Genomic DNA, 19,242 nt, shown 5'->3' on the forward strand with positions numbered 1-19,242 from the left:
GGGGACAGCGTCCCCCATCCCTCCTCCCCCGGTCAGAAGCGGGCGCGCAGAGCCATGATCCCGAGGCGGGGCAGGCGCAGCACCAGACGCGCCAGAATTTGCCCATACTCCACCTCTCCCGCCATCAGGCGCAGGTAATCGTGGCGCAGGGTGGAGGAGCGTTGAAAGGCACGGGCAAAGCCCGGCTCTAGCGCGGGCAGAAAGATCACCGGACGGATCAGGCGCGCCATGTGCAGGGCGCGGTGAACCGGGCGCAGCGCGCGGCGGTAATGGCTGAGTGCCGTCTGGGGCCGCCCCGCGCCCAGCGCGGCAATCGCGGCCTTTGCCGCCAATTGCCCGCTCTGCATCGCATAGCCGATGCCTTCGCCGGTGATCGGATCGACCAGCCCCGCCGCATCGCCCACAAGCAGCACGGCACCCTGCCCCGGTATGGGACGAAAATCGCCAAACGGCAAGAACTGACCCTTGACGCTCGCCTCCTCCGACGCGAGCCCCAGCACCGCGCAATAGTCCGCCATGGCGCGTTTCATATCCGGGTTCTCTGACAAGAGGCCGCCCACCCCCACTGTGGTCGAGCAGCGCTTGGGAAAGACCCAGCCATAGCCCCACTGCGCCGCCGCCAGATCTATTCGAATCGGCGCGGCGGGGTCGCTTGGCGCGCCGCGCGCCTCAATCTCGAGCCCAAAGCCAATGCGCTGCCGATCGAATGGCTGGCCAAAGAGGGCGCGCGCCACTTGGGAATGGACGCCATCCGCGCCGATCAGCACGCCGTAGTCCAGCACAGCCCCGCCTTTGAGCATCACGGTCCGGGCGTCGTGGTCGATCTCAGCCACCGCCTGCCCGGTGAAATCCTGCGCCCCTGCCCCGAGAGCCTGCCCGCAGAGCATCGCATCCATATCCCAACGCATCGTTGTGTAGAGGGCGGGGGCGTCTTTGATCAGGCCCATGGGCCGCCCGCGAAACCAGAAATCCACCGTGGTCTTGCAGTCCTGCGGTTCGAACGGCATCGCATGTCCAAAAATCTCGGCGTAGTGCCTGCGCGCGCGCCCGGTGATCAACCCGCCGCAGAGTTTCTCGCGCGGGAATGACTTGCGGTCGATCAGCGCCACCCGCAGCCCCGCGCGCGTCGCAGCATAAGCGGCGGATGCGCCAGCAGGCCCGGCCCCGACCACGATCACGTCGAACCGCTGCACGGCTCAGACCTCGGGCAACGCGTCGCGGCGGATCATGGTCCGCAGCGCAAAACTTGACCGCATGGAGCGGATGCCGGGGGTCTGCATCAACCCCTCCTCGAGAAATCGGTCAAAGTCTGAGAGGTCGGCGGCCACCACCCGCAAGAGCACGTCGCGGGTGCCGGTCATCAGGTAGCATTCCATCACCTCGTCAAACCGCCTGAGCCGAGTTTCAAACGCTGTGATCGCGTCACGGGTGTGATGCTCCAACTCGACAAAGATGAAGGCGTTGAGCGGCAGGCCGAGCTTCTCTTGATTGACCCGCGCGGCATAGCCGGTGATGACCCCATCGGATTCGAGCCGGGCGATACGCCGTGCCAGAGGCGTAGGCGAGAGGCACACCACCGCCGACAGATCGGCGAGCTTTTGGCGTCCGTCGCGTTGCAGGGCGGCGATGATCTGGCGGTCGATACGATCCATTTAACCTAATCTACTCCCTGTTCTTGGGGATATCACCCAAAATCTCCACGCATGTGACCCATGTTTGCCGTTTTATCGCGTCTGACCGCTCTTATCCTTGCGGTCAAGGAGGAGTCCATCATGCTCACACGTCTGGCCAGTCCCACCCATGAGGAAGTTTACCGCGTCGAGGATCGCGAGAGCGGCTTGCGCGGGTTTATCGCGCTGCATTCCACCCGGCTTGGCCCGGCCGCGGGCGGCCTGCGCATGCGCGTCTATGACGGTGACGATGCCGCGCTTGAGGATGTGCTGAACCTCTCGCGGGGCATGAGCTACAAGAACGCCGCCGCCGGCCTTCCGTTGGGCGGTGGCAAGGCGGTGATCATCGGTGATCCGATGCGCGACAAGACGCCCCAAATGCTGCGGGCCATGGGCCGTGCGATCAACATGCTGCGCGGTCGCTATTGGACCGCCGAGGATATGGGCATGTCGCCCGAGGATATGGCCGAGATCACCCGCGAAACGCGGTCTGTCGCCGGGCTGGACACGGGCGCGCATGCCAGCGGTGATCCCTCTCCGGTGACCGCGCGCGGCGTGTTGGGCGCGATGCGCGCCGGTGCTGCGCAGCTCTGGGGCACGGACGATCTGAGGGGGCGCCATGTCGCGGTGCAGGGATTGGGGCATGTCGGCTGGCATCTTTGTCTCTTGCTGCATGAGACCGGCGCGCGCCTGAGCGTCGCAGATATGAACCCGGCGCATGCCGCCAGCACGGTGCGCGAGTTTGGCGCAACCGTGGTCGATCCGCGCGCCATCCATGCCGTTGACGCCGATATCTTTGCGCCCTGTGCCATCGGCGGCGTGCTCAATGCGCGCAGTATCCCCGAAATCAAGGCCAAGATGGTCTGTGGCGCGGCCAACAACCAACTGGCCACGCCCGAGGATGCCGACCGCCTGCGCGCGCGCGCCATCCTCTACCTGCCCGATTACGTTGCCAATGGCGGCGGGATCATCAATGTCGCCGCCGAAATCCTGCAGATCGCGCCCCGCGCCCCGTGGGTTGAAGAGCGGCTGGGCGCGATGCAGGCGCGCATGGCGCATATCCTGACGCGCGCAGCGGGCGAAGGGATAAGCCCCGCAATCCTCGCCGACCGTCTGGTCGAAGAGCAATTGCTGCAAGCGGCGGGCTGACGCCGCTCCGCCGAGGTCAATTGAGCTGGGGTGTTTGGCCTGCTACACTGCACCAAACACCCCCGGAGGCTCTCATGCTGCGTTTGTCCCTGTCATTTGCTCTGATCCTTGGACTGGCCGGGGGCGCAGAGGCGCAAACCACGCTGAGCGAGCGGGTGAGCCTCGCACATGGCACCTTCAGCAGCGGTGGCGGCCTGACCATCGCCACCGAGCTGCGCCCGACAACGGACGGGCGCACCGCGCTCTGCGGCGTCTGGTCCGAGAGCGAGAGCCAGTCGAGCTATACCACAGGCGCCGCGCGCGAGATTGTGCGGCTGGCGACGGTCTATGTGGATGGTCAGCGCGTCGCGCGGAACCTCGGGGATTTACCGCAGATCGACCCGAGGCTCGATTATGCCGGCGCGCCCGCACGCTGCATCCTCACCACGCTGACATGGCAACCGGGCCGCGTGCCCGAGGTGTTCGTGCCGCGCAAGCAGATCAGCCGTAGGAACGGCGGCGGCAGCGATCCGCAGATCGACTTTCGCCAGACCGGCACCGGCGCGATGAGTGCCGCATTGGAAGTGCTCCCGTTCCTCAGTCGCAACAGCCGCACGGTGCCGCTCTCTGGTGCCGCTCAGGTGGTCGAGGGGCGCTACAGCAGCGGCGGGGGCCTGCGCCTTGCGGCGGAACTGCGGCCGATCAACGGGCGCGCGCATCTCTGCGGGGTCTGGTCCGATCTGCCAGGACAGGACACCCGCACCGAAGGTCTGGGGCGCGAGATGTTGCGCCGCAGCAGCGTGACGCAGGCGGGGCGCGAGATTGCCCGCGATCTGGGCAATCTGCGGTGGGTGTCGCTGCGCCGCGACTATACCGGCGCGCAGGCGAGCTGCCTTGATCTCGGCCAGCCGTGGCGGGCCGGGCTGGCAGAGGCACCGCTGACGCTACACCTGCCCGAGACGGTGGTGTACCGCAGCACAAGCCCCAAGGGGCAGAGCCTGATCCGGTTTGGGTCTTGAACCGGGCGGGTTAGTCATAAAGCGCCGGTCAGGCCCGCAAGTTTTCGCTTGAAGCAGGCAGAGCGACGGTGCTATCCAGAGCGCCGCGGCGGGTATGGTGAAAAGGTATCACGAAAGCTTCCCAAGCTTCAGTTACGGGTTCGATTCCCGTTACCCGCTCCAGATATTTTCAGCCACTCAGCCGCGCAATTCGGACAGAATCGCCTCAGCCGCCGCGCGCGGATCTTGGGCGGACCAGATGGGGCGTCCGACGACGATGTGATCGGCCCCGTCAGCAATTGCCTGTGCCGGGGTTGCCACCCGCTTTTGATCACCCAGCGCACTGCCCGCAGGCCGCACTCCCGGTGTAACGATAAGGCGGCCCGAAGCCTCAGGCAGGGCACGAATCATCGCCGCCTCTTGCGGGCTGGCAATCACGCCATCGGCCCCGGCGTCAAAGGCGCGGCCCGCGCGCTCGGCCACCAGATCGGGCAGATCGCCCGGTTTGATCATCCCGGCGTCGAGATCGGCGCGGTCGAGCGAGGTCAGGATCGTCACCGCGAGGATCTTCATCGGTTTGCCCGAGGCCCCTTGCTTGGCGGCGCGCACGACATGCGGATCGCCATGCACGGTCAGGAAATCCAGATCAAACTGCGCCAGCCCCCGCACCGCCGCCTCGATCGTGGCGCCGATGTCAAAGAGCTTCATGTCCAGAAAAATCCGCTTGCCCAGTTCGGTCTTGAGCTCGTTGGCAAGGCCAAGACCCCCGCCTGTGAGCATCCCCAAACCGATCTTGTAGAACCCGACACTGTCACCCAATTGCTCTGCAAGCTTGAGCCCCTTCAGCGCGTTGGGCACATCCAGGGCTACGATCAGGCGATCATCGGTCACGACGGCGGTCATTGGCGGCGCTCCTCTTGCGGCAGGTGTCGCGCCCTTGTCGCGGCGGCGGTGGGCTGCGTCAAGCCTCTGTCACGCCTCTGCGCACATCCCGTCCAAGGCGGACGCCGCCAAGGTGATCTGAGCCGCGTTGCGCCGAAACTCTGGCAGGCGTTGCAATTGTCGCAAGGCGTCCGACCAGAGACCGTCGTTGAGGGCTTCTGCCACGGGGGCGCTTACATTGAGGCTGACTTGTCCGTTTCCGGTTTCCAGCAAGAGAACTCCGCTGACACAGCCGGTCGGGACGTCCCGGCGCAGATCGCGCGCGCGCACTTTGGTAATATGCATTCCAGAAAACCCACTCACTCGTTACTCTACTAACGGCACGCTACGCCGATATTTTACCTAGTTTACTCCAAATATACATGCGCGCGGAATCACGCCAAAAATATGACTGCGCCCTGTATGACTGCGCCCTGGCTATCATACGCGCAACATGCGTTCAGGCCGTCAGGGCAGGCGGGGTCCGGCCCGGGGCGCGCCGCATCCTCAGGTCCGCGCGGCCAGAGCGATGCAAGTGCCGGGCGCAGTCTGTCAAGCCGCGCGCGATGCGGGCGAATTCTGCGGTCAGGGGGGCGCAGAAATGCACGGGATAGACCAGCCGCTCGGCCCCTTGGATCACCTCGGCCCGTGCGACAAACGCGGCCCATTCGGGATTATATCCGATGGCTTCCAGTCTCACGCGTGATTCTGTCATGGTTCTTGTCCTCCGGAATGGGCGAAAACGTCCTGTGGATAACTCTTGAACAGATTGGGTGGCCAACGGCTTCTGCCAAGACCCCGTCACGAAAACGTGGGGATTGCGCGATTCCCGTAAAATCCGTCTTGAACCGCACAGGCGCGTTACCCATTTATCATTTGAGGTTCCCGACCGACGCATGCCTAATGCTGGGTGCGCCACAGGGGTAACGCTTGTCACAAGGAGAAAGCCCATGGACTTCAATAAGTTCACGGAACGGTCGCGTGGTTTCATTCAGGCCGCCCAGACTATCGCCATGCGCGAAAGCCACCAGAAACTGGCCCCCGAACACATTCTCAAGGCGCTGCTCGATGACCCAGAGGGTCTGGCCAGCAATCTGATCAAACGTGCCGGTGGCGCGCCCGAGCGCGTGACACAGGCCAATGATATTGCCCTGTCCAAGATTCCGCAGGTGTCCGGCGATGCCGGGCAGACCTATATGGACCAACAGACCGGCAAGGTTCTGGCCGAGGCCGAGAAACTGGCGCAAAAGGCGGGTGACAGCTTTGTCCCCGTCGAGCGTATCCTCACCGCATTGGCGCTGGTGAAATCCCCCGCCAAAGAGGCGCTGGCGGCTGGGGCAGTTTCCGCCCAAAAGATCAACGAGGCGATCAACGACATTCGCAAGGGGCGCACGGCGGATTCTGCCTCGGCAGAGGACACCTATGAGGCGCTGGAGAAATATGCCCGCGACCTGACCAAGGCGGCGCGTGAGGGCAAGATTGATCCCATCATTGGCCGTGACGATGAAATCCGCCGCGCCATGCAGGTGCTCAGCCGCCGGACCAAGAACAACCCGGTTCTGATCGGTGAGCCGGGGGTGGGTAAAACCGCCATCGCCGAGGGTCTGGCCCTGCGCATCGTCAATGGCGATGTGCCGGAATCCCTGCGTAACAAGCGTCTGTTGTCGCTCGACATGGGCGCGCTGATCGCGGGGGCCAAGTATCGCGGCGAATTCGAGGAGCGGCTCAAGGGCGTGCTCAACGAGGTAACGCAGGCGGCGGGCGAGATCATCCTGTTCATCGACGAGATGCACACGCTGGTAGGGGCCGGCAAGGCCGATGGCGCGATGGATGCCGCAAACCTGATCAAACCGGCGCTGGCGCGCGGCGAGTTGCACTGTATCGGCGCGACCACGCTCGATGAATACCGCAAGCATGTGGAAAAGGACGCGGCGCTTGCCCGCCGGTTCCAGCCGCTGATGGTTGAGGAGCCGACGGTCGAGGATACGATTTCGATCCTGCGGGGCATCAAAGAGAAATACGAACTGCACCACGGCGTGCGCATCTCTGACTCGGCGCTGGTGGCGGCGGCGACGCTCTCGCATCGCTATATCACCGACCGGTTCCTTCCCGACAAGGCGATCGACCTGATGGACGAGGCCGCGAGCCGTCTGCGCATGGAAGTGGACAGCAAGCCCGAAGAGTTGGACGCGCTCGATCGTGAGATCCTGCAAAAGCAGATCGAGGCAGAGGCGCTCAAGAAAGAGGACGACGCCGCCTCGCGTGATCGGCTGGAAAAGCTGGAGCGGGAACTGGGCGACTTGCAGCAGCGCTCTGCCGAGATGACCGCCAAATGGCAGGCCGAGCGCGACAAGCTGGCCGGGGCGCGCGACATCAAGGAGCAGCTTGACCGCGCCCGCGCAGAATTGGACATCGCCAAGCGCGAAGGCAATCTCGCGCGCGCCGGTGAGTTGAGCTATGGCGTCATTCCGGGGCTGGAGAAGCATCTGGCCGAGGCCGAAACCCAGGGTGACGATGGCGTCATGGTCGAAGAGGCCGTTCGCCCCGAGCAAATCGCGCAGGTGGTGGAACGCTGGACCGGCATCCCCACCGCCAAGATGCTGGAGGGCGAGCGCGACAAGCTGCTCGGCATGGAGGACAACCTGCACCGCCGCGTGATCGGTCAGAACACCGCCGTCAAGGCCGTGGCCAATGCCGTGCGCCGGGCGCGGGCGGGTCTCAATGACGAAGGCCGCCCTCTGGGCTCTTTCCTCTTTCTCGGGCCGACCGGCGTGGGCAAGACCGAACTGACCAAAGCGGTGGCCGAGTTCCTCTTTGACGATGACAGCGCCATGGTGCGGATCGACATGTCCGAATTCATGGAGAAGCATTCAGTGTCGCGTCTGATCGGCGCACCTCCGGGCTATGTCGGGTATGACGAGGGCGGTGTTCTGACTGAGGCCGTGCGCCGCAGGCCCTATCAGGTGGTCCTGTTCGACGAGGTCGAAAAGGCGCATCCCGAGGTGTTCAACGTGCTCTTGCAGGTGCTCGACGATGGCGTGCTGACCGATGGTCAGGGGCGCACCGTGGACTTCAAGCAGACGCTGATCATCTTGACGTCGAACCTTGGCTCTCAGGCGCTCAGTCAGTTGCCTGAAGGCTCGGATGCCGCCACCGCCAAGCGCGACGTGATGGACGCCGTGCGCGCGCATTTCCGGCCCGAGTTCCTCAACCGGCTGGATGAGATCGTGGTGTTCGACCGGCTCACAAGACCGCAGATGGACGGTATCGTCGATATCCAGATGGCACGTCTGCTCAAGCGGCTGGCGGCGCGCAAGATCCGTCTGGAGCTGGATGACGCTGCCCACAAATGGCTGGCCGACGAGGGCTATGATCCCGTCTATGGCGCGCGCCCGCTGAAACGGGTGATCCAGCGCGCGTTGCAGGATCCTTTGGCCGAGGCGCTCTTGGCGGGGGATATCCTCGACGGGGCCGTGGTGCCGGTGACGGCGGGGCCTGAGGGGCTGATCATCGGCGACCGGGTGGGCAACACCACGCAGGAACCGCCACAGAACGCCGTGGTTCACTAAATCAAAACCGCCCCTCTGAATGGTCAGGGGGGCGGTTCTGGCCTTTTGCTGGCATTGGTCCCGTGCGATGAGCCGCGCGATCGCTGGGCCGGGGACTAGCGATGCAACGGCGGCAACTGCCACTTGATGCAAGCAAAGTCCGTATGACTTCAAAGAGATGCACACCATCTCAAAATCGCTAGGCCGTCACGCCAAAGGCGTGCCGAGGCAAAGCGGCGCACCTTCGGTGCGACGGACGGCCCAGCGATCGCGCGGCGGCGCTTCGCGCCTTGTTCCGCGCGCGTGGCAAATTAAACGACCGCAACTGGCCCAAAACCCACTCTCTACCGACCGTGACTCCCATCATACCCGTTGCGCGCGGGGCTCTGCCATCCCTGCAGCGGGCCCTTCACAGGCGCGAACACCTCGACCAGCATCGGATAGCAGGCCGCCGTATCGCTGGTATGCTCGGACGAGCAATCGCCACCGGGACAGGCGCTGAGCGCGCCAAGCAGGTCTATCTCGGCGAAAAACTCCAGATAGTCGCCGGGGCGGACCGGGCTGGCCTTCATGAAATACTGCCCCGTATCGCGGGTGAATCCGGTACACATAAAGACGTTGAGCACGTCATGCACATGGCGCTCAGCCTCTGCCAAACTCACGCCCAACTCATCCGCCAAGGCGCGCGTCAGGTTGGAATGGCAGCAATGGTGATACTGCACACCTGACAGCAGATTACCGGTATAGGGATCGCAGCGCGTGCCGATCACATCATGCACAGAGCCACCGAATTCGTCGATCCCGTACCAGCCCAATGTGTCCTCGACAATCGTGGCAATCGGCCGCAGATGCGGGAAAGATGACCAGAGCCGCTCGCCGCGCGTCACATGCGTGCCATGCAGCGCCCGCGTCTTGCCGGAATAAAACCGCTCTGACAGGTCCGTCGCGTTCCACAGGTTGAGGTCGCCCACCTGCGGCCCCTCGACGCTGGTGATCCGGAAAAACTGACCCGCAGCGACGCGAAAACAGGCGGCCTCGCGCGGAGGGATCACCACTTCTGCCAGCTTCTCTGCCCCCTCGCGCGCGGCGGCATAGAGCGCCAGATCAGGCTGCGCCAGCGTGTCATTGGGATAGCAGATCACCGGGCGCAGCGCACGGCGGGCCTCGGCATCGGCGGGGGCTTGGGTCATCTCACACCTCTCAGGGATTGCGGGGGTTCACCACGCAATCCAAAGGCGGTTTGCCCGTGGATGTAAAGACCTCTGCCCCGCAGGCCATGCAGCGATAATAAAACTGCCCGTCGCGATCCTGTCGCCGGTCCGCCCGCCAGCGGCAGACGCGTGTGCGCCGGTTGGACAGGATCAGCACCAGCACAAAGGCTATGATCAGGCCGACCACGACAAGCATGCAACTATCCCTTGGCCATTGCCTCTATCATTTCACCGAACCGGCGATAGGTTGCCGCCTGATCCCCGGGCGTCGATCCTGCCGCGGGATGGCCGTCTGGCGCCTCGGCATAGTCAAAATTTACGCCCGTCCCCTCGATGATCCGGTTCATCATGTTAAAGAGTGCGCAGACCTGCACCGCCTCATAGAGCGCCGCCTCGGACCAGCCCGCGTCATAGACCGCCTGCGCGTCGCGCTTGATCAGCTTGCTCGGCAGGGTGTTGAGCTTGGCCACATAAGCCAGCACCGGGCGTAGTCTTTCGTCCACCGGCGCTGTCTCGAAATCCTCGATCAATGCGTCGATGAGCGCGCCGTCGATCCCAAAGACCTCGGCATAGGCGCGATGCGCGCCGGTGCAAAAGGAACAGGCATTGAGGGCCGAAACATAGGTCGCGATCAACTCACGCTCGCCCACGCTCAATTCCCCGTCGCCGCGCAAGAGACCGTCGGTATACTCCATGAGCGGGCGAACGTTATGGGGAAACCGCGCGTATAGATCCCTCAGATGCGCGGGATCAGGCAGGCTTGGCAATAGCGGCATCGGGTCATCTCCTCTGGTTGCAGGGGACAGTCCCGCAGCACGGGCCAAAAGAAAACCCCCGCCGTTTCCGGCAGGGGCCACATCTGCGTGAACGCTCAATCAGGCGTCGTAATACGCGTACATCTGCTCCAAGGCATCGACGCCCGGTGCTGTGGACTGGTTGGCGGGTGCCTCCGGACTGTAGTAAACCGCCACCCAATCAGGGGTTTCGGCTTTCGGGGACGGGACCGGGTTCACGGGTTTTTTGGCCGGGTAAGCCATGGCATTATCTCCATATTTCCTATGTTGGAAACATAAGACGCTGCACCGCAGCATAAACCCACATCCCTGCATGTTCGCCATGCAGGAACCGCATGGCAAACGTCGCGCAATGGTGGATTTACCTCAGCCCGCCCGCTCCATCGCCTCGACCGACAAGACCGTTGGCAGATGGCGCGCGATCTCGGTCCAGCTCTCGCCTTCATCCCGGCTCGCAAAGACAGAGCCGGTATTGGTGCCAAAATAGACGCCAACTGGGCTGGAGGTATCCGTGGCCATGGCCTGACGCAGCACGGTGAAATAGCAATTCTGTCCGGGCAACCCCTCACGCTTAGCTATCCAGCTGTTTCCGCCATCGGTGGATTTCCACACCGCCGCCGCAGCCTCCGGGGGATATCGCCCCTCGGTATCACCGTTGAGCGGCAAGACCCAAACCGTCAGAGCATCGTGCGGATGCACAGCGATGGGAAAACCAAAGGTCGAGGGCAATCCGACCGTGATGTCCTCCCATGTCCTTGCCCCGTCAGTGCTGCGAAACACGCCATGATGATTCTGCTGATAGATCACTTCATCCCCCGCCGCGCGCGCCATGTTATGCACGCAGTGTCCAATCTCGCCGTCACTCGGTGCCGCCGGGTGGTTATGTTCGGCGCTGGCACCGGCGTTCGACAGACGATTGCGACGCACCCATGTTTCGCCCCCATCTTCCGTGGCAAAAACGCCCGCCGCAGAAATCCCCAGCCAGAGCTTGTCCGGCTCCTGCGGATCGCTGAGGATCGTGTGCAGCACCAGCCCCGCAGCGCCGGGATTCCAGCTTTCCCGCGATGGATGATTGTTCAGGCCTTCAACCCGGTCCCAGCTTTGCCCACCATCCCGGCTGACAAAAAGCGTCGCTGGCTTTGCCCCCGCATAGAGCGTGTCATGCGCATGATGCAGCGACCAGATTGACGATACCTCGCCATCATAAGGGGCCTCGACTGGCTTCCAGCCAAACATCCCAGCCAATTTCGGATCATTTGCAGCCCATTCGTCCAACTGGCCATTCGAGAGCTTGGAAAGGGTCCAGCTTTCGCCGTCATCGTCTGACCGCCAGACACCTGCGCCGTGCCATTCACCGCCGCCCGCCGCCCAAAACCGCCCGGTCTCCGGATCACCCACCACATGATTGATCGGCCAGCCATCGCAGAACGGACCTTCGACGTCCCAGCGCCCATCATCGGAACGTAGCAGGAATGCACCCTTGGTGGTGCCCACCATGATTGTCATCGACATATCAAAGGTCCTCCCATTTCTGAGAGAATATCACAGTCGCAACACGACTCCCAAAGCCTATCCCGCAGATCGGCAGGCTGTTGCCCACCGCAAGAATGTCAGGACCTCAGACGTGCCGCTCGACCATCTGTTTCTTGATCTCGGCAATCGCCTTGGCCGGGTTCAAACCCTTGGGACAGGTCTTGGTGCAGTTCATGATCGTGTGGCACCGATAGAGCTTGAACGGATCTTCCAGATCATCCAGACGCTCGCCCGTCGCCTCATCGCGGCTGTCGATGATCCAGCGATAGGCATGCAAGAGCGCTGCCGGTCCAAGGTATTTGTCGCCATTCCACCAATAGGACGGGCACGAGGTCGAGCAACAGGCGCACATCACGCATTCATAAAGACCGTCCAGCTTTTCGCGGTCCTCGATCGACTGCTTCCATTCCTTGGCGGGGGCGTTGGTCTTGGTTTCCAGCCAGGGCATGATGCTGGCATGCTGGGCGTAGAAATGCGTGAGATCGGGGATCAGGTCCTTGACCACCGGCATATGCGGCAACGGATAGATCTTCACGTCGCCCTTGATCTCATCCATGCCATAAATGCAGGCCAGCGTATTGATCCCGTCGATATTCATCGCGCAAGATCCGCAGATCCCCTCACGGCAAGAGCGGCGGAAGGTGAGCGTGGGATCAATCTCGTTCTTGATCTTGATCAGCGCGTCCAGAACCATCGGGCCACAGGTGTCCATATCGACGAAATAAGTATCGACCTGCGGGTTTTTCCCATCATCCGGGTTCCAGCGGTAAATCTGGAACTTGCGCACAGTCTTGGCCCCTTCGGGCTTGGGCCATGTCTTGCCCGTCGTCATGCGCGAATTCTTGGGGAGTGTGAGTTGAACCATCTTGCTACTCCTTGTCAGCCGCCCAAGAGGGTCAGGCTATTTTGGGCAATACATTGCACGGCCTCGGGGCGCTGCGCGATTGCGATCACTTGTTGCGTGGTCTCCGGCGTCACCCCTGTGACGCTTGCGCTCGCGATCTGGATGATTTCACCGGCAGAGGCGGCATCAATCACGCAATCGGTGATCGGGGCAGCGTTGAGACCCGGAAACCGCTGCGCCACGACCGTGTTGACCACGCTCTTGGCCTGCGCGCGCGCGAGGCCGTCCGCGACCTGATTGGTCGCCTCACAGGCGCTCAGAGCCGCAAGCGCGAGACAGGCCAAAGCAATCCGCATCAGAACGTCCGTTCCTTTGGCGCGATCTTCTTGAGGCTGATACCGCCCTCATCCTCGGTCGTCAGAGGATCGGTGATGATCGGGCGATAGCTGAGATCGACGGTATTGCCTTCGACCCGTGCAATCGTGTGCACGCGCCATTTTTCATCGTCGCGGGTGCTGAAATCCTCATGCGCATGCGCGCCCCGGCTTTCTTGCCGTGCCTCGGCACCAAAGATCGTGGCGAGTGCGTTGGGCATCAGGTTGGTCAGTTCCAGCGTTTCCATCAGGTCGCTGTTCCACACGAGGCTCCGGTCCGTGACCTTGATATCGTCCATCTTGGCCGCCACGGCCTTCATCTTCTCGACGCCTTCGGCCAGCGTTTTCGAGGTGCGGAACACGGCGGCATCGGCCTGCATCGTGCGCTGCATCTCGAGCCGCAACTCGGCCGTCGGAATTTTGCCGGTCGCGTGACGCAGCGCGTCAAAGCGCGTTAATGCCTTGTCGACTTCGGCCTTGTTGGTGCCCGGAACGGCGGACTCGGCGTCCACCACCTTGCCTGCGCGAATGGCGGCGGCGCGGCCAAACACCACGAGGTCAATCAGCGAGTTGGAGCCAAGCCGGTTCGCGCCATGCACGCTTGCACAGCCCGCCTCACCCACAGCCATCAGACCGGGGACGACGTTATGGGGATTGTCCTTGGTGGGATTGACCACCTCGCCCCAATAATTCGTCGGCACACCGCCCATGTTGTAGTGGACGGTGGGCAGAACCGGGATCGGTTCCTTGGTGACGTCCACACCCGCAAAGATGCGCGCGCTTTCGGAAATGCCGGGCAGGCGCAGATGCAGCGCCTCGGGTGGCAGGTGGCTGAGGTTGAGGTGAATATGATCACCATCCGCCCCCACGCCGCGCCCTTCGCGGATTTCCATGGTCATGCAGCGGCTGACATAGTCGCGGGGGGCGAGATCCTTGTAGTTGGGCGCATAACGCTCCATGAACCGTTCACCCTCGGAATTGGTGAGGTATCCGCCCTCGCCGCGCGCGCCCTCGGTGATGAGGCAGCCCGCGCCGAAAATACCAGTCGGGTGGAATTGCACGAATTCCATGTCTTGCAGCGGCAGGCCGGCGCGCGCCACCATGCCACCACCATCGCCGGTGCAGGTATGGGCAGAGGTCGCCGAAAAATAGGCCCGGCCATAGCCGCCGGTGGCCAGCACGACCATCTTGGCGTTAAAGACATGAATGGTGCCATCGTCCAGCTTCCAGCAGACGACGCCGGTGCAGGTGCCATCGGTCATCACCAGATCAATGGCGAAATACTCGATGTAGAACTCGGCCTTCTGCTTGAGGCTCTGACCATAGAGCGTATGCAGGATCGCGTGCCCCGTCCGGTCGGCGGCGGCGCAGGTGCGCTGCACCGGCGGGCCTTCGCCGAATTCCGTTGTATGGCCGCCGAACGGGCGCTGATAGATCTTGCCCTCTTCGGTGCGCGAGAACGGCACGCCGTAATGTTCCAGCTCATAGACCGCCTTGGGGGCCTCGCGCGCGAGATATTCCATCGCGTCGGTATCGCCCAGCCAATCCGAGCCCTTGATCGTGTCATACATATGCCACTGCCAGCTGTCGGGGCCCATGTTACCAAGGCTTGCCGCAATGCCGCCCTGCGCCGCCACGGTATGTGAACGGGTCGGGAAAACCTTGGTCACACAAGCGGTGCGCAGCCCCTGTTCGGCCATGCCCAGCGTCGCGCGCAAGCCCGCCCCGCCCGCGCCCACAACAACGACGTCATAATCATGCGTCTCGTATTCATAAGCAGCCATTTAATACTTCCTCACAGCGCGATCTTGGCGAGGGCAAAAAGCCCGGTGGCGATCAGCCCATAACTTAGGACAGTCACCGCGATAATCAGGCCCCGGCGCATGCTGCCGTGGCTGTAATCCTCAATCATCGTCTGCGCGCCGCTGGCATAGTGCCGCAGCCCGAAAAAGATCACGAGACCCGTGAGGATTGCCATGCCGGGGTGGGCAAAGGCGGCCATCACCTCGGTGCGGTCGCCGCCCAAAGCGCGGCCAAAGGCCACCAGAAACACCGGGATGATCAGCGCAAGACCCACGCCGGACAGCTTCATATACCAGAAATGTTCGGTCCCGGTGCCGGCGGCACCCTTGCCCTCGGCGCGTTTACGTGCGGTCAGATAGCGCATGATACTCTCCTCAAACCAGCAAAAGCGTGATGACGCTCAGCACGACCGACCCGATGATACAGGCCCAGCCCAGCTTTTCCGCCGTGGGAATATCCATCCCCTTGCCCGCATCGAAATAGAGATGCCGCAGCCCGGCCAGATAGTGATACCACACCGCCCAGAGAGAGAGCGTCAGCACCAGATCGCCAAACCAAGAGGTCAGCACCGCATCGGCCATTGCGAAATAATTGTCAGAGGTCGAAGCCGCCAGCAGCCACCACACAATCAGCGCTGCCGCCACCACCAGCGCATTGCCGGTGATCCGTGTCAGAATGGAGGTGATCGAGGTCAGTTGCGGACGGTAAATTTGCAAGTGCGGCGAAAGCGGGCGTTCAACCTGTTTGGTTTCAGCCATGGAGCAACTCCTTTGCAGATGGCGGGCGGCGCGATAGCCGTCTTTTGCTGCGCCTTTTGTTATACTTTTTCTCGGCTCTGTCACCTGTCCAGCATGACAAATCCCCCAATTAGGGTCAAATGGCCGCAAAAATTTTACTTTTGTGATCACGAAAATAATCGTGTGATCACAAAGCTCAAGCAAAGGAATCAAGGTTTCCGTCGCATTTGCCCCGAGTCTCTGGCCGACAGGGCACCGGCCACCCTGATGAAATCTTGAACAGACACGAATTTGTGATCACAAATCTCAATCTGACATGAAAAAGCCCGAGTCGTTTCCAACCCGGGCCAATTACACCTCTGTCAGCCGCTCAATGCAGCTTGGCATCCACATCGGCAATGGCCGCGTCGATCAGCGCGTTGCCGTCTGCGGCGGTCATCTGCTTGGCGATCACATCGCGCGCGGCAGCGACAGCCACGACCACGGCCTGATCCCGCACATCGCGGATGGCGCGGGCCTCGGCGCTTGCGATCTGCTCCTCGGCGGCCTGCATCCGGCGTGCAATCGACGCCTTGATCTCATCCTTGGCCTCTTCGGCGGCGGCATTGGCTTCGTCCTTGGCGTGCGCCACAATCCGGTCAGCCTGCGCCTGCACTTCCTTCTGCTTGCGCTCATAGCTGGCCAGCAGGGTCTGTGCCTCCTCACGCAGCGCGCGCGCCTCGTCGAGTTCCGCCTTGATGCTGACTGCCCGCTCATCGAGCTTCTTGCCTACAAGGCTTGGCACCTTCACATAGATCAGAAACCCGACAAAGAGCAGAAACGCGAGCAACACGACGAAATTCGTGTTGGCCAGCGAAAAGAACGGGCCACTCGCTGCCAGCGCAGGGCTGGCGATAAGAGCGGCAACCATGGTCAAGAGCATCTTTTGCATGGCGCTTATCCTTTCATCCGGGCGTTGACGGCTGCGCTGACCGTTTTCGCGTCTGCCTTGCCCCCCATGACGGCAACGATCTCGGCAGCGGCGTCCTTGGCCACTTCCTTGACGCTGTCCATGGCATTGGCCCGGATTTCCTCAATCTTCTGCTCGCCTTCTGCGGCGCGTGCCGCAATCTCGGCGTCCGCCTTGGCGGTGGCGGCATCAAGCTCCGCCTTGATCTCTGCCTTGGCCTTGGCGACGATCGTCTGCGCCTCGGCGCGGGCATCGGCCAGCGCCTTGAGATAGGCCAGCTCGGCCTGCTCGGCCTTGACCTTCAGATCCTCCGCCGCAGCGAGGTCATTGGTAATGGCCCCCTGACGCTCTGCCATCACCGCCGCAATGCGCGGCAGCGCGATACGCGACAGGACAAAGTAAATCACGACCAGCGTGACGAGGAGCCAGAAAATCTGGTTGCCAAAGGTCGAAAAATCCAGCTGGGGCAGGCCCGGCGTGGATGCGGCTTGACCAGCGGCGTCATGCGTTTCGCTTGCCATGTCGTCCTCCTAGGGGAAAGTTCCGTGTCACCGAGGGCTGGCGATGCGCCACCCCTCGGCCGTAAGGATCAGCTACCCGAGGGACTTAGACAGCAAACATCAGCAGAAGCGCGATGAGGAACGAGAAGATCCCCAGAGCTTCGGCGAATGCGATGCCGATGAACAGCGTCGCGGTCTGACCGGCGGCAGCAGACGGATTGCGCAGCGCGCCTGCGAGGAAGTTGCCGGCCACGTGGCCCACACCGATCGCGGCAGCACCCGAACCGATGCCTGCGAGGCCTGCACCGATGAATTGACCCAATTGTGCGATATCGCCTTCCATGAGATGTCTCCTTACGTTGGAATTGGCATTGCGAGGTTGGTCGTGAGGCGGGCGGACCCGCCGTAGTCTGGTTGTTCACAGGGTGGTTAAAACCCCTCGATCACCCTCAATGGTGCGGATGCAGCGCATCCTTGAGATACACGCAGGTGAGGATGGTAAAGACATAGGCCTGGATGAAGGACACCAGCACTTCGAGCCCATACATAGCCGAGACCGCAAGGATCGACAGCGGGGCGATCATCGCCACCTGACTGAAGCCAGCGAACACCTTGATCACGGCGTGACCGGCCATCATGTTGCCGGCAAGACGAATGGAATGGCTGACCGGGCGCACGAAGTAGGAAATCAGCTCGATCACGGCCAGAATGGGCCGCAGCGCCAGCGGCGCGGAACTGACCCAGAACAGGCTCAGAAAGGCCGGGCCGTTCTTGACAAAACCGAGGATCGTCACCGTCAAAAACACCATCACAGCCATCACCGCCGTCACCGCGATATGGCTCGTGGTGGTAAAGGCCATCGGCAGGAGGCCAAGAAAGTTGGCGAAGAGGATGAAGAGAAACAGCGTCATGATATAGGGGAAGAACACCAGCGCATCCTTGCCTGCCACATCCTCGACCATCTTGCGGACGAATTCATACAGAAGCTCGGCCACCGACTGCATCCGGGTCGGGATCGTCGCCCGTCCAGAGGTGCCCATAACCAGAAGCGCGATAATCGCGAGAACCGTCAGCGCCATCCACAGCGTGACGTTGGTCAGCGTGAACACGCCCACCGCGCCCTCGCCAAACAGCGGCTTGACTATGAACTGATCCATCGGGTGGAAAACCAGACCACCGTCATCGGCACCGTGCGCTTCAGTCGCCATTCTTTGCCCTCTCATCCCCGCCTTGTGCGGGATCGTTTATGCCCTGCTGGATCTCGGCGGCGCTGCGCATCATCGTCTTGACGCCCGCGGCCATCCCCAGCAACGTAAATATGACAAGGAAAATGGGCATCGTTCCCAAGAGGGAATCCAGCCCGTACCCCATGCCAAAACCGATCATCAGACCGGCCACCAACTCAATCACCATCCGCCATGCCATCTGAGCCTGCGAATAATGCTCGTCCTGATGGGGCTTTGGCGCGTCCTTGGCCTTGAGCTTGGCGATCCTTGCTTCCAGCTCTGCCAGTCGCTCGCTCTGCTCGGGATCGGTCACGCGGTTCCCCCTCAGGATGTTGCGCACTTGCTAGGCCCAAGGCGCGCATGAGTCAAGCATCCGAACCGTATCAGAACGTTACGGTCAAGCCATTGCTAATGAACGAATTTTTCACCAAGAGGCTTGAGGCGGCCATTCTGCCGCAACCGCCCCTATCCGCCCAAAGGGCCATTTGCCATATTCAACCGAACGGTTGAGTTTCAGCGCACGACAAAGACCGACACCTTGGCATGCTGGGCAATATAGCCGCCATGCGAGGCAAAGATATGCTCAAGAAAGCCCGGCACATGGCTGGCCACCACGACCAGATCGGCACCAGTCCGCTCGATCGCCTGCATGAGCGCCGACGTTGTCTCGACCTCGGGATCGTGGCTGATGATCGGCTCGGCCTCGACCGTGACGGCGTATTTGGTCCGCAGATCATCGGCAAAGCGCTTCAGCGTCTGCGAGAATTCGGCAGCGTTGTGACCCAGCTCATTGGGCAGTTCCCCGCCCACGCTGACCACCTTGATCCGCGCCCCGTGCCGTTTGGCGAGATCCCCCGCCACGTCGAGTGCCTTGGTCAATGTGTCCTTGTGGAGCAGATCAACCGGAACCAGGATTGTCGAGAACATGGTCTTTCCTTTCGTGTTTCCGTTTTGCGTCGAACCAGCCTAGCGGCTCTGGCGCAGCCCGACATTGTCACAGATCAAC

General features: G+C 62.3%; 24 protein-coding genes and 1 tRNA gene. 4 read left to right on the forward strand and 21 right to left on the reverse strand.

The annotated features are described in order from the left end of the window. Nucleotides 1-32 precede the first annotated feature (32 nt). Both ROS217_RS04595 and ROS217_RS04600 read right to left on the reverse strand, forming a co-directional pair. Nucleotides 33-1,193, reverse strand: coding sequence for a geranylgeranyl reductase family protein (locus ROS217_RS04595; protein ID WP_009816508.1), 1,161 nt, complete (start codon nt 1,191-1,193; stop codon nt 33-35). A 3-nt stretch (nt 1,194-1,196) separates the two neighbouring features. Next, nucleotides 1,197-1,652: an Lrp/AsnC family transcriptional regulator gene (locus ROS217_RS04600; RefSeq protein WP_009816509.1), complete on the reverse strand. Its 456-nt coding sequence runs from the start codon at nt 1,650-1,652 to the stop codon at nt 1,197-1,199. A 120-nt stretch (nt 1,653-1,772) separates the two neighbouring features. Here ROS217_RS04600 and ROS217_RS04605 point away from each other — a divergent pair, with 120 nt between their 5' ends. The 3 genes from ROS217_RS04605 (at nt 1,773) to ROS217_RS04615 (ending at nt 3,979) form a co-directional block, all read left to right on the forward strand. Further along, nucleotides 1,773-2,819, forward strand: coding sequence for a Glu/Leu/Phe/Val family dehydrogenase (locus ROS217_RS04605; RefSeq protein ID WP_040651098.1), 1,047 nt, complete (start codon nt 1,773-1,775; stop codon nt 2,817-2,819). A 74-nt stretch (nt 2,820-2,893) separates the two neighbouring features. Beyond that, nucleotides 2,894-3,817 (forward strand): hypothetical protein, encoded by a 924-nt coding sequence (locus tag ROS217_RS04610; protein WP_009816511.1) that lies wholly within the window; start codon nt 2,894-2,896, stop codon nt 3,815-3,817. Nucleotides 3,818-3,905: 88 nt separating this feature from the next. Further along, nucleotides 3,906-3,979, forward strand: a tRNA-Gly gene (locus tag ROS217_RS04615). Between the two features lie 15 nt (nt 3,980-3,994). Here ROS217_RS04615 and pyrF read toward each other — a convergent pair. The 3 genes from pyrF to ROS217_RS04630 all read right to left on the reverse strand — a co-directional run bounded on the left by pyrF (nt 3,995) and on the right by ROS217_RS04630 (nt 5,432). Next, a complete protein-coding gene (gene pyrF, locus ROS217_RS04620; protein WP_009816512.1) occupies nt 3,995-4,699 on the reverse strand; it encodes an orotidine-5'-phosphate decarboxylase in 705 nt (234 codons plus the stop codon). Between the two features lie 69 nt (nt 4,700-4,768). Then, nucleotides 4,769-5,023 carry a hypothetical protein gene (locus ROS217_RS04625; RefSeq protein WP_009816513.1) on the reverse strand — a complete coding sequence of 85 codons (255 nt, stop codon included), beginning with the start codon at nt 5,021-5,023 and terminating at the stop codon, nt 4,769-4,771. A gap of 154 nt (nt 5,024-5,177) precedes the next feature. Next, nucleotides 5,178-5,432: a hypothetical protein gene (locus ROS217_RS04630; RefSeq protein WP_009816514.1), complete on the reverse strand. Its 255-nt coding sequence runs from the start codon at nt 5,430-5,432 to the stop codon at nt 5,178-5,180. Between the two features lie 235 nt (nt 5,433-5,667). Here ROS217_RS04630 and clpB point away from each other — a divergent pair, with 235 nt between their 5' ends. Further along, nucleotides 5,668-8,286 (forward strand): ATP-dependent chaperone ClpB, encoded by a 2,619-nt coding sequence (clpB, locus tag ROS217_RS04635; protein WP_009816515.1) that lies wholly within the window; start codon nt 5,668-5,670, stop codon nt 8,284-8,286. A 323-nt stretch (nt 8,287-8,609) separates the two neighbouring features. Here the strand turns inward: clpB and ROS217_RS04640 are convergent, their stop codons facing one another. The 16 genes from ROS217_RS04640 to ROS217_RS04715 all read right to left on the reverse strand — a co-directional run bounded on the left by ROS217_RS04640 (nt 8,610) and on the right by ROS217_RS04715 (nt 19,163). Continuing rightward, entirely contained in the window at nt 8,610-9,455 is an 846-nt protein-coding gene (locus ROS217_RS04640; RefSeq protein ID WP_009816516.1) for an urea carboxylase-associated family protein, read from the reverse strand. Between the two features lie 10 nt (nt 9,456-9,465). Further along, a complete protein-coding gene (locus ROS217_RS04645) occupies nt 9,466-9,672 on the reverse strand; it encodes a hypothetical protein (protein WP_009816517.1) in 207 nt (68 codons plus the stop codon). Between the two features lie 4 nt (nt 9,673-9,676). Next, nucleotides 9,677-10,252 (reverse strand): carboxymuconolactone decarboxylase family protein, encoded by a 576-nt coding sequence (locus ROS217_RS04650; RefSeq protein WP_083781513.1) that lies wholly within the window; start codon nt 10,250-10,252, stop codon nt 9,677-9,679. A gap of 99 nt (nt 10,253-10,351) precedes the next feature. Next, nucleotides 10,352-10,513 (reverse strand): hypothetical protein, encoded by a 162-nt coding sequence (locus ROS217_RS04655; protein ID WP_157046543.1) that lies wholly within the window; start codon nt 10,511-10,513, stop codon nt 10,352-10,354. A gap of 123 nt (nt 10,514-10,636) precedes the next feature. Next, nucleotides 10,637-11,782 (reverse strand): sialidase family protein, encoded by a 1,146-nt coding sequence (locus ROS217_RS04660; RefSeq protein ID WP_009816520.1) that lies wholly within the window; start codon nt 11,780-11,782, stop codon nt 10,637-10,639. 106 nt (nt 11,783-11,888) lie between these two features. Then, entirely contained in the window at nt 11,889-12,668 is a 780-nt protein-coding gene (locus tag ROS217_RS04665) for a succinate dehydrogenase iron-sulfur subunit (RefSeq protein ID WP_009816521.1), read from the reverse strand. A 14-nt stretch (nt 12,669-12,682) separates the two neighbouring features. Then, nucleotides 12,683-13,003: a hypothetical protein gene (locus ROS217_RS04670; RefSeq protein WP_009816522.1), complete on the reverse strand. Its 321-nt coding sequence runs from the start codon at nt 13,001-13,003 to the stop codon at nt 12,683-12,685. Continuing rightward, nucleotides 13,003-14,805 (reverse strand): succinate dehydrogenase flavoprotein subunit, encoded by a 1,803-nt coding sequence (gene sdhA, locus ROS217_RS04675; RefSeq protein WP_009816523.1) that lies wholly within the window; start codon nt 14,803-14,805, stop codon nt 13,003-13,005. The genes ROS217_RS04670 and sdhA overlap by 1 nt, the downstream gene beginning before the upstream one ends. Nucleotides 14,806-14,816: 11 nt before the next feature. Next, nucleotides 14,817-15,188, reverse strand: a complete 372-nt coding sequence (gene sdhD, locus ROS217_RS04680) for a succinate dehydrogenase, hydrophobic membrane anchor protein (protein WP_009816524.1) — start codon at nt 15,186-15,188, stop codon at nt 14,817-14,819. Nucleotides 15,189-15,198: 10 nt separating this feature from the next. Beyond that, entirely contained in the window at nt 15,199-15,582 is a 384-nt protein-coding gene (sdhC, locus tag ROS217_RS04685) for a succinate dehydrogenase, cytochrome b556 subunit (RefSeq protein ID WP_009816525.1), read from the reverse strand. A 349-nt stretch (nt 15,583-15,931) separates the two neighbouring features. Next, nucleotides 15,932-16,492, reverse strand: a complete 561-nt coding sequence (locus ROS217_RS04690) for a F0F1 ATP synthase subunit B (protein WP_009816526.1) — start codon at nt 16,490-16,492, stop codon at nt 15,932-15,934. Between the two features lie 5 nt (nt 16,493-16,497). Then, nucleotides 16,498-17,031: a F0F1 ATP synthase subunit B' gene (locus tag ROS217_RS04695; RefSeq protein WP_009816527.1), complete on the reverse strand. Its 534-nt coding sequence runs from the start codon at nt 17,029-17,031 to the stop codon at nt 16,498-16,500. 85 nt (nt 17,032-17,116) lie between these two features. Then, entirely contained in the window at nt 17,117-17,353 is a 237-nt protein-coding gene (locus ROS217_RS04700) for a F0F1 ATP synthase subunit C (protein ID WP_009816528.1), read from the reverse strand. 106 nt (nt 17,354-17,459) lie between these two features. Further along, nucleotides 17,460-18,218: a F0F1 ATP synthase subunit A gene (locus ROS217_RS04705; RefSeq protein WP_040650360.1), complete on the reverse strand. Its 759-nt coding sequence runs from the start codon at nt 18,216-18,218 to the stop codon at nt 17,460-17,462. Next, nucleotides 18,208-18,549 carry an AtpZ/AtpI family protein gene (locus tag ROS217_RS04710; RefSeq protein ID WP_040651104.1) on the reverse strand — a complete coding sequence of 114 codons (342 nt, stop codon included), beginning with the start codon at nt 18,547-18,549 and terminating at the stop codon, nt 18,208-18,210. The genes ROS217_RS04705 and ROS217_RS04710 overlap by 11 nt, the downstream gene beginning before the upstream one ends. A 200-nt stretch (nt 18,550-18,749) precedes the next feature. Next, the gene (locus tag ROS217_RS04715; RefSeq protein WP_009816531.1) at nt 18,750-19,163 is read right to left on the reverse strand and encodes a universal stress protein; all 414 of its coding nucleotides are present in this window, start codon (nt 19,161-19,163) and stop codon (nt 18,750-18,752) included. Nucleotides 19,164-19,242: the final 79 nt, after the last annotated feature.

Origin of the sequence: Roseovarius sp. 217 (assembly GCF_000152845.1) — a bacterium.
In the GTDB taxonomy this organism is placed as follows: Bacteria; Pseudomonadota; Alphaproteobacteria; order Rhodobacterales; family Rhodobacteraceae; genus Roseovarius.

Bases quoted from the DNA above. Each gene is read 5' to 3' on its own strand.
- sdhA (WP_009816523.1), bottom strand. From the start codon at position 14,805: ATGGCTGCTTATGAATACGAGACGCATGATTATGACGTCGTTGTTGTG.
- ROS217_RS04605 (WP_040651098.1), top strand. From the start codon at position 1,773: ATGCTCACACGTCTGGCCAGTCCCACCCATGAGGAAGTTTACCGCGTC.
- ROS217_RS04690 (WP_009816526.1), bottom strand. From the start codon at position 16,492: ATGCAAAAGATGCTCTTGACCATGGTTGCCGCTCTTATCGCCAGCCCT.
- sdhC (WP_009816525.1), bottom strand. From the start codon at position 15,582: ATGGCTGAAACCAAACAGGTTGAACGCCCGCTTTCGCCGCACTTGCAA.
- ROS217_RS04640 (WP_009816516.1), bottom strand. From the start codon at position 9,455: ATGACCCAAGCCCCCGCCGATGCCGAGGCCCGCCGTGCGCTGCGCCCG.
- ROS217_RS04695 (WP_009816527.1), bottom strand. From the start codon at position 17,031: ATGGCAAGCGAAACGCATGACGCCGCTGGTCAAGCCGCATCCACGCCG.
- ROS217_RS04700 (WP_009816528.1), bottom strand. From the start codon at position 17,353: ATGGAAGGCGATATCGCACAATTGGGTCAATTCATCGGTGCAGGCCTC.
- ROS217_RS04625 (WP_009816513.1), bottom strand. From the start codon at position 5,023: ATGCATATTACCAAAGTGCGCGCGCGCGATCTGCGCCGGGACGTCCCG.
- ROS217_RS04645 (WP_009816517.1), bottom strand. From the start codon at position 9,672: ATGCTTGTCGTGGTCGGCCTGATCATAGCCTTTGTGCTGGTGCTGATC.
- ROS217_RS04655 (WP_157046543.1), bottom strand. From the start codon at position 10,513: ATGGCTTACCCGGCCAAAAAACCCGTGAACCCGGTCCCGTCCCCGAAA.
- ROS217_RS04670 (WP_009816522.1), bottom strand. From the start codon at position 13,003: ATGCGGATTGCTTTGGCCTGTCTCGCGCTTGCGGCTCTGAGCGCCTGT.
- ROS217_RS04600 (WP_009816509.1), bottom strand. From the start codon at position 1,652: ATGGATCGTATCGACCGCCAGATCATCGCCGCCCTGCAACGCGACGGA.
- ROS217_RS04665 (WP_009816521.1), bottom strand. From the start codon at position 12,668: ATGGTTCAACTCACACTCCCCAAGAATTCGCGCATGACGACGGGCAAG.
- ROS217_RS04715 (WP_009816531.1), bottom strand. From the start codon at position 19,163: ATGTTCTCGACAATCCTGGTTCCGGTTGATCTGCTCCACAAGGACACA.
- ROS217_RS04660 (WP_009816520.1), bottom strand. From the start codon at position 11,782: ATGTCGATGACAATCATGGTGGGCACCACCAAGGGTGCATTCCTGCTA.
- ROS217_RS04610 (WP_009816511.1), top strand. From the start codon at position 2,894: ATGCTGCGTTTGTCCCTGTCATTTGCTCTGATCCTTGGACTGGCCGGG.
- ROS217_RS04705 (WP_040650360.1), bottom strand. From the start codon at position 18,218: ATGGCGACTGAAGCGCACGGTGCCGATGACGGTGGTCTGGTTTTCCAC.
- pyrF (WP_009816512.1), bottom strand. From the start codon at position 4,699: ATGACCGCCGTCGTGACCGATGATCGCCTGATCGTAGCCCTGGATGTG.
- ROS217_RS04630 (WP_009816514.1), bottom strand. From the start codon at position 5,432: ATGACAGAATCACGCGTGAGACTGGAAGCCATCGGATATAATCCCGAA.
- sdhD (WP_009816524.1), bottom strand. From the start codon at position 15,188: ATGCGCTATCTGACCGCACGTAAACGCGCCGAGGGCAAGGGTGCCGCC.
- ROS217_RS04650 (WP_083781513.1), bottom strand. From the start codon at position 10,252: ATGCCGCTATTGCCAAGCCTGCCTGATCCCGCGCATCTGAGGGATCTA.
- clpB (WP_009816515.1), top strand. From the start codon at position 5,668: ATGGACTTCAATAAGTTCACGGAACGGTCGCGTGGTTTCATTCAGGCC.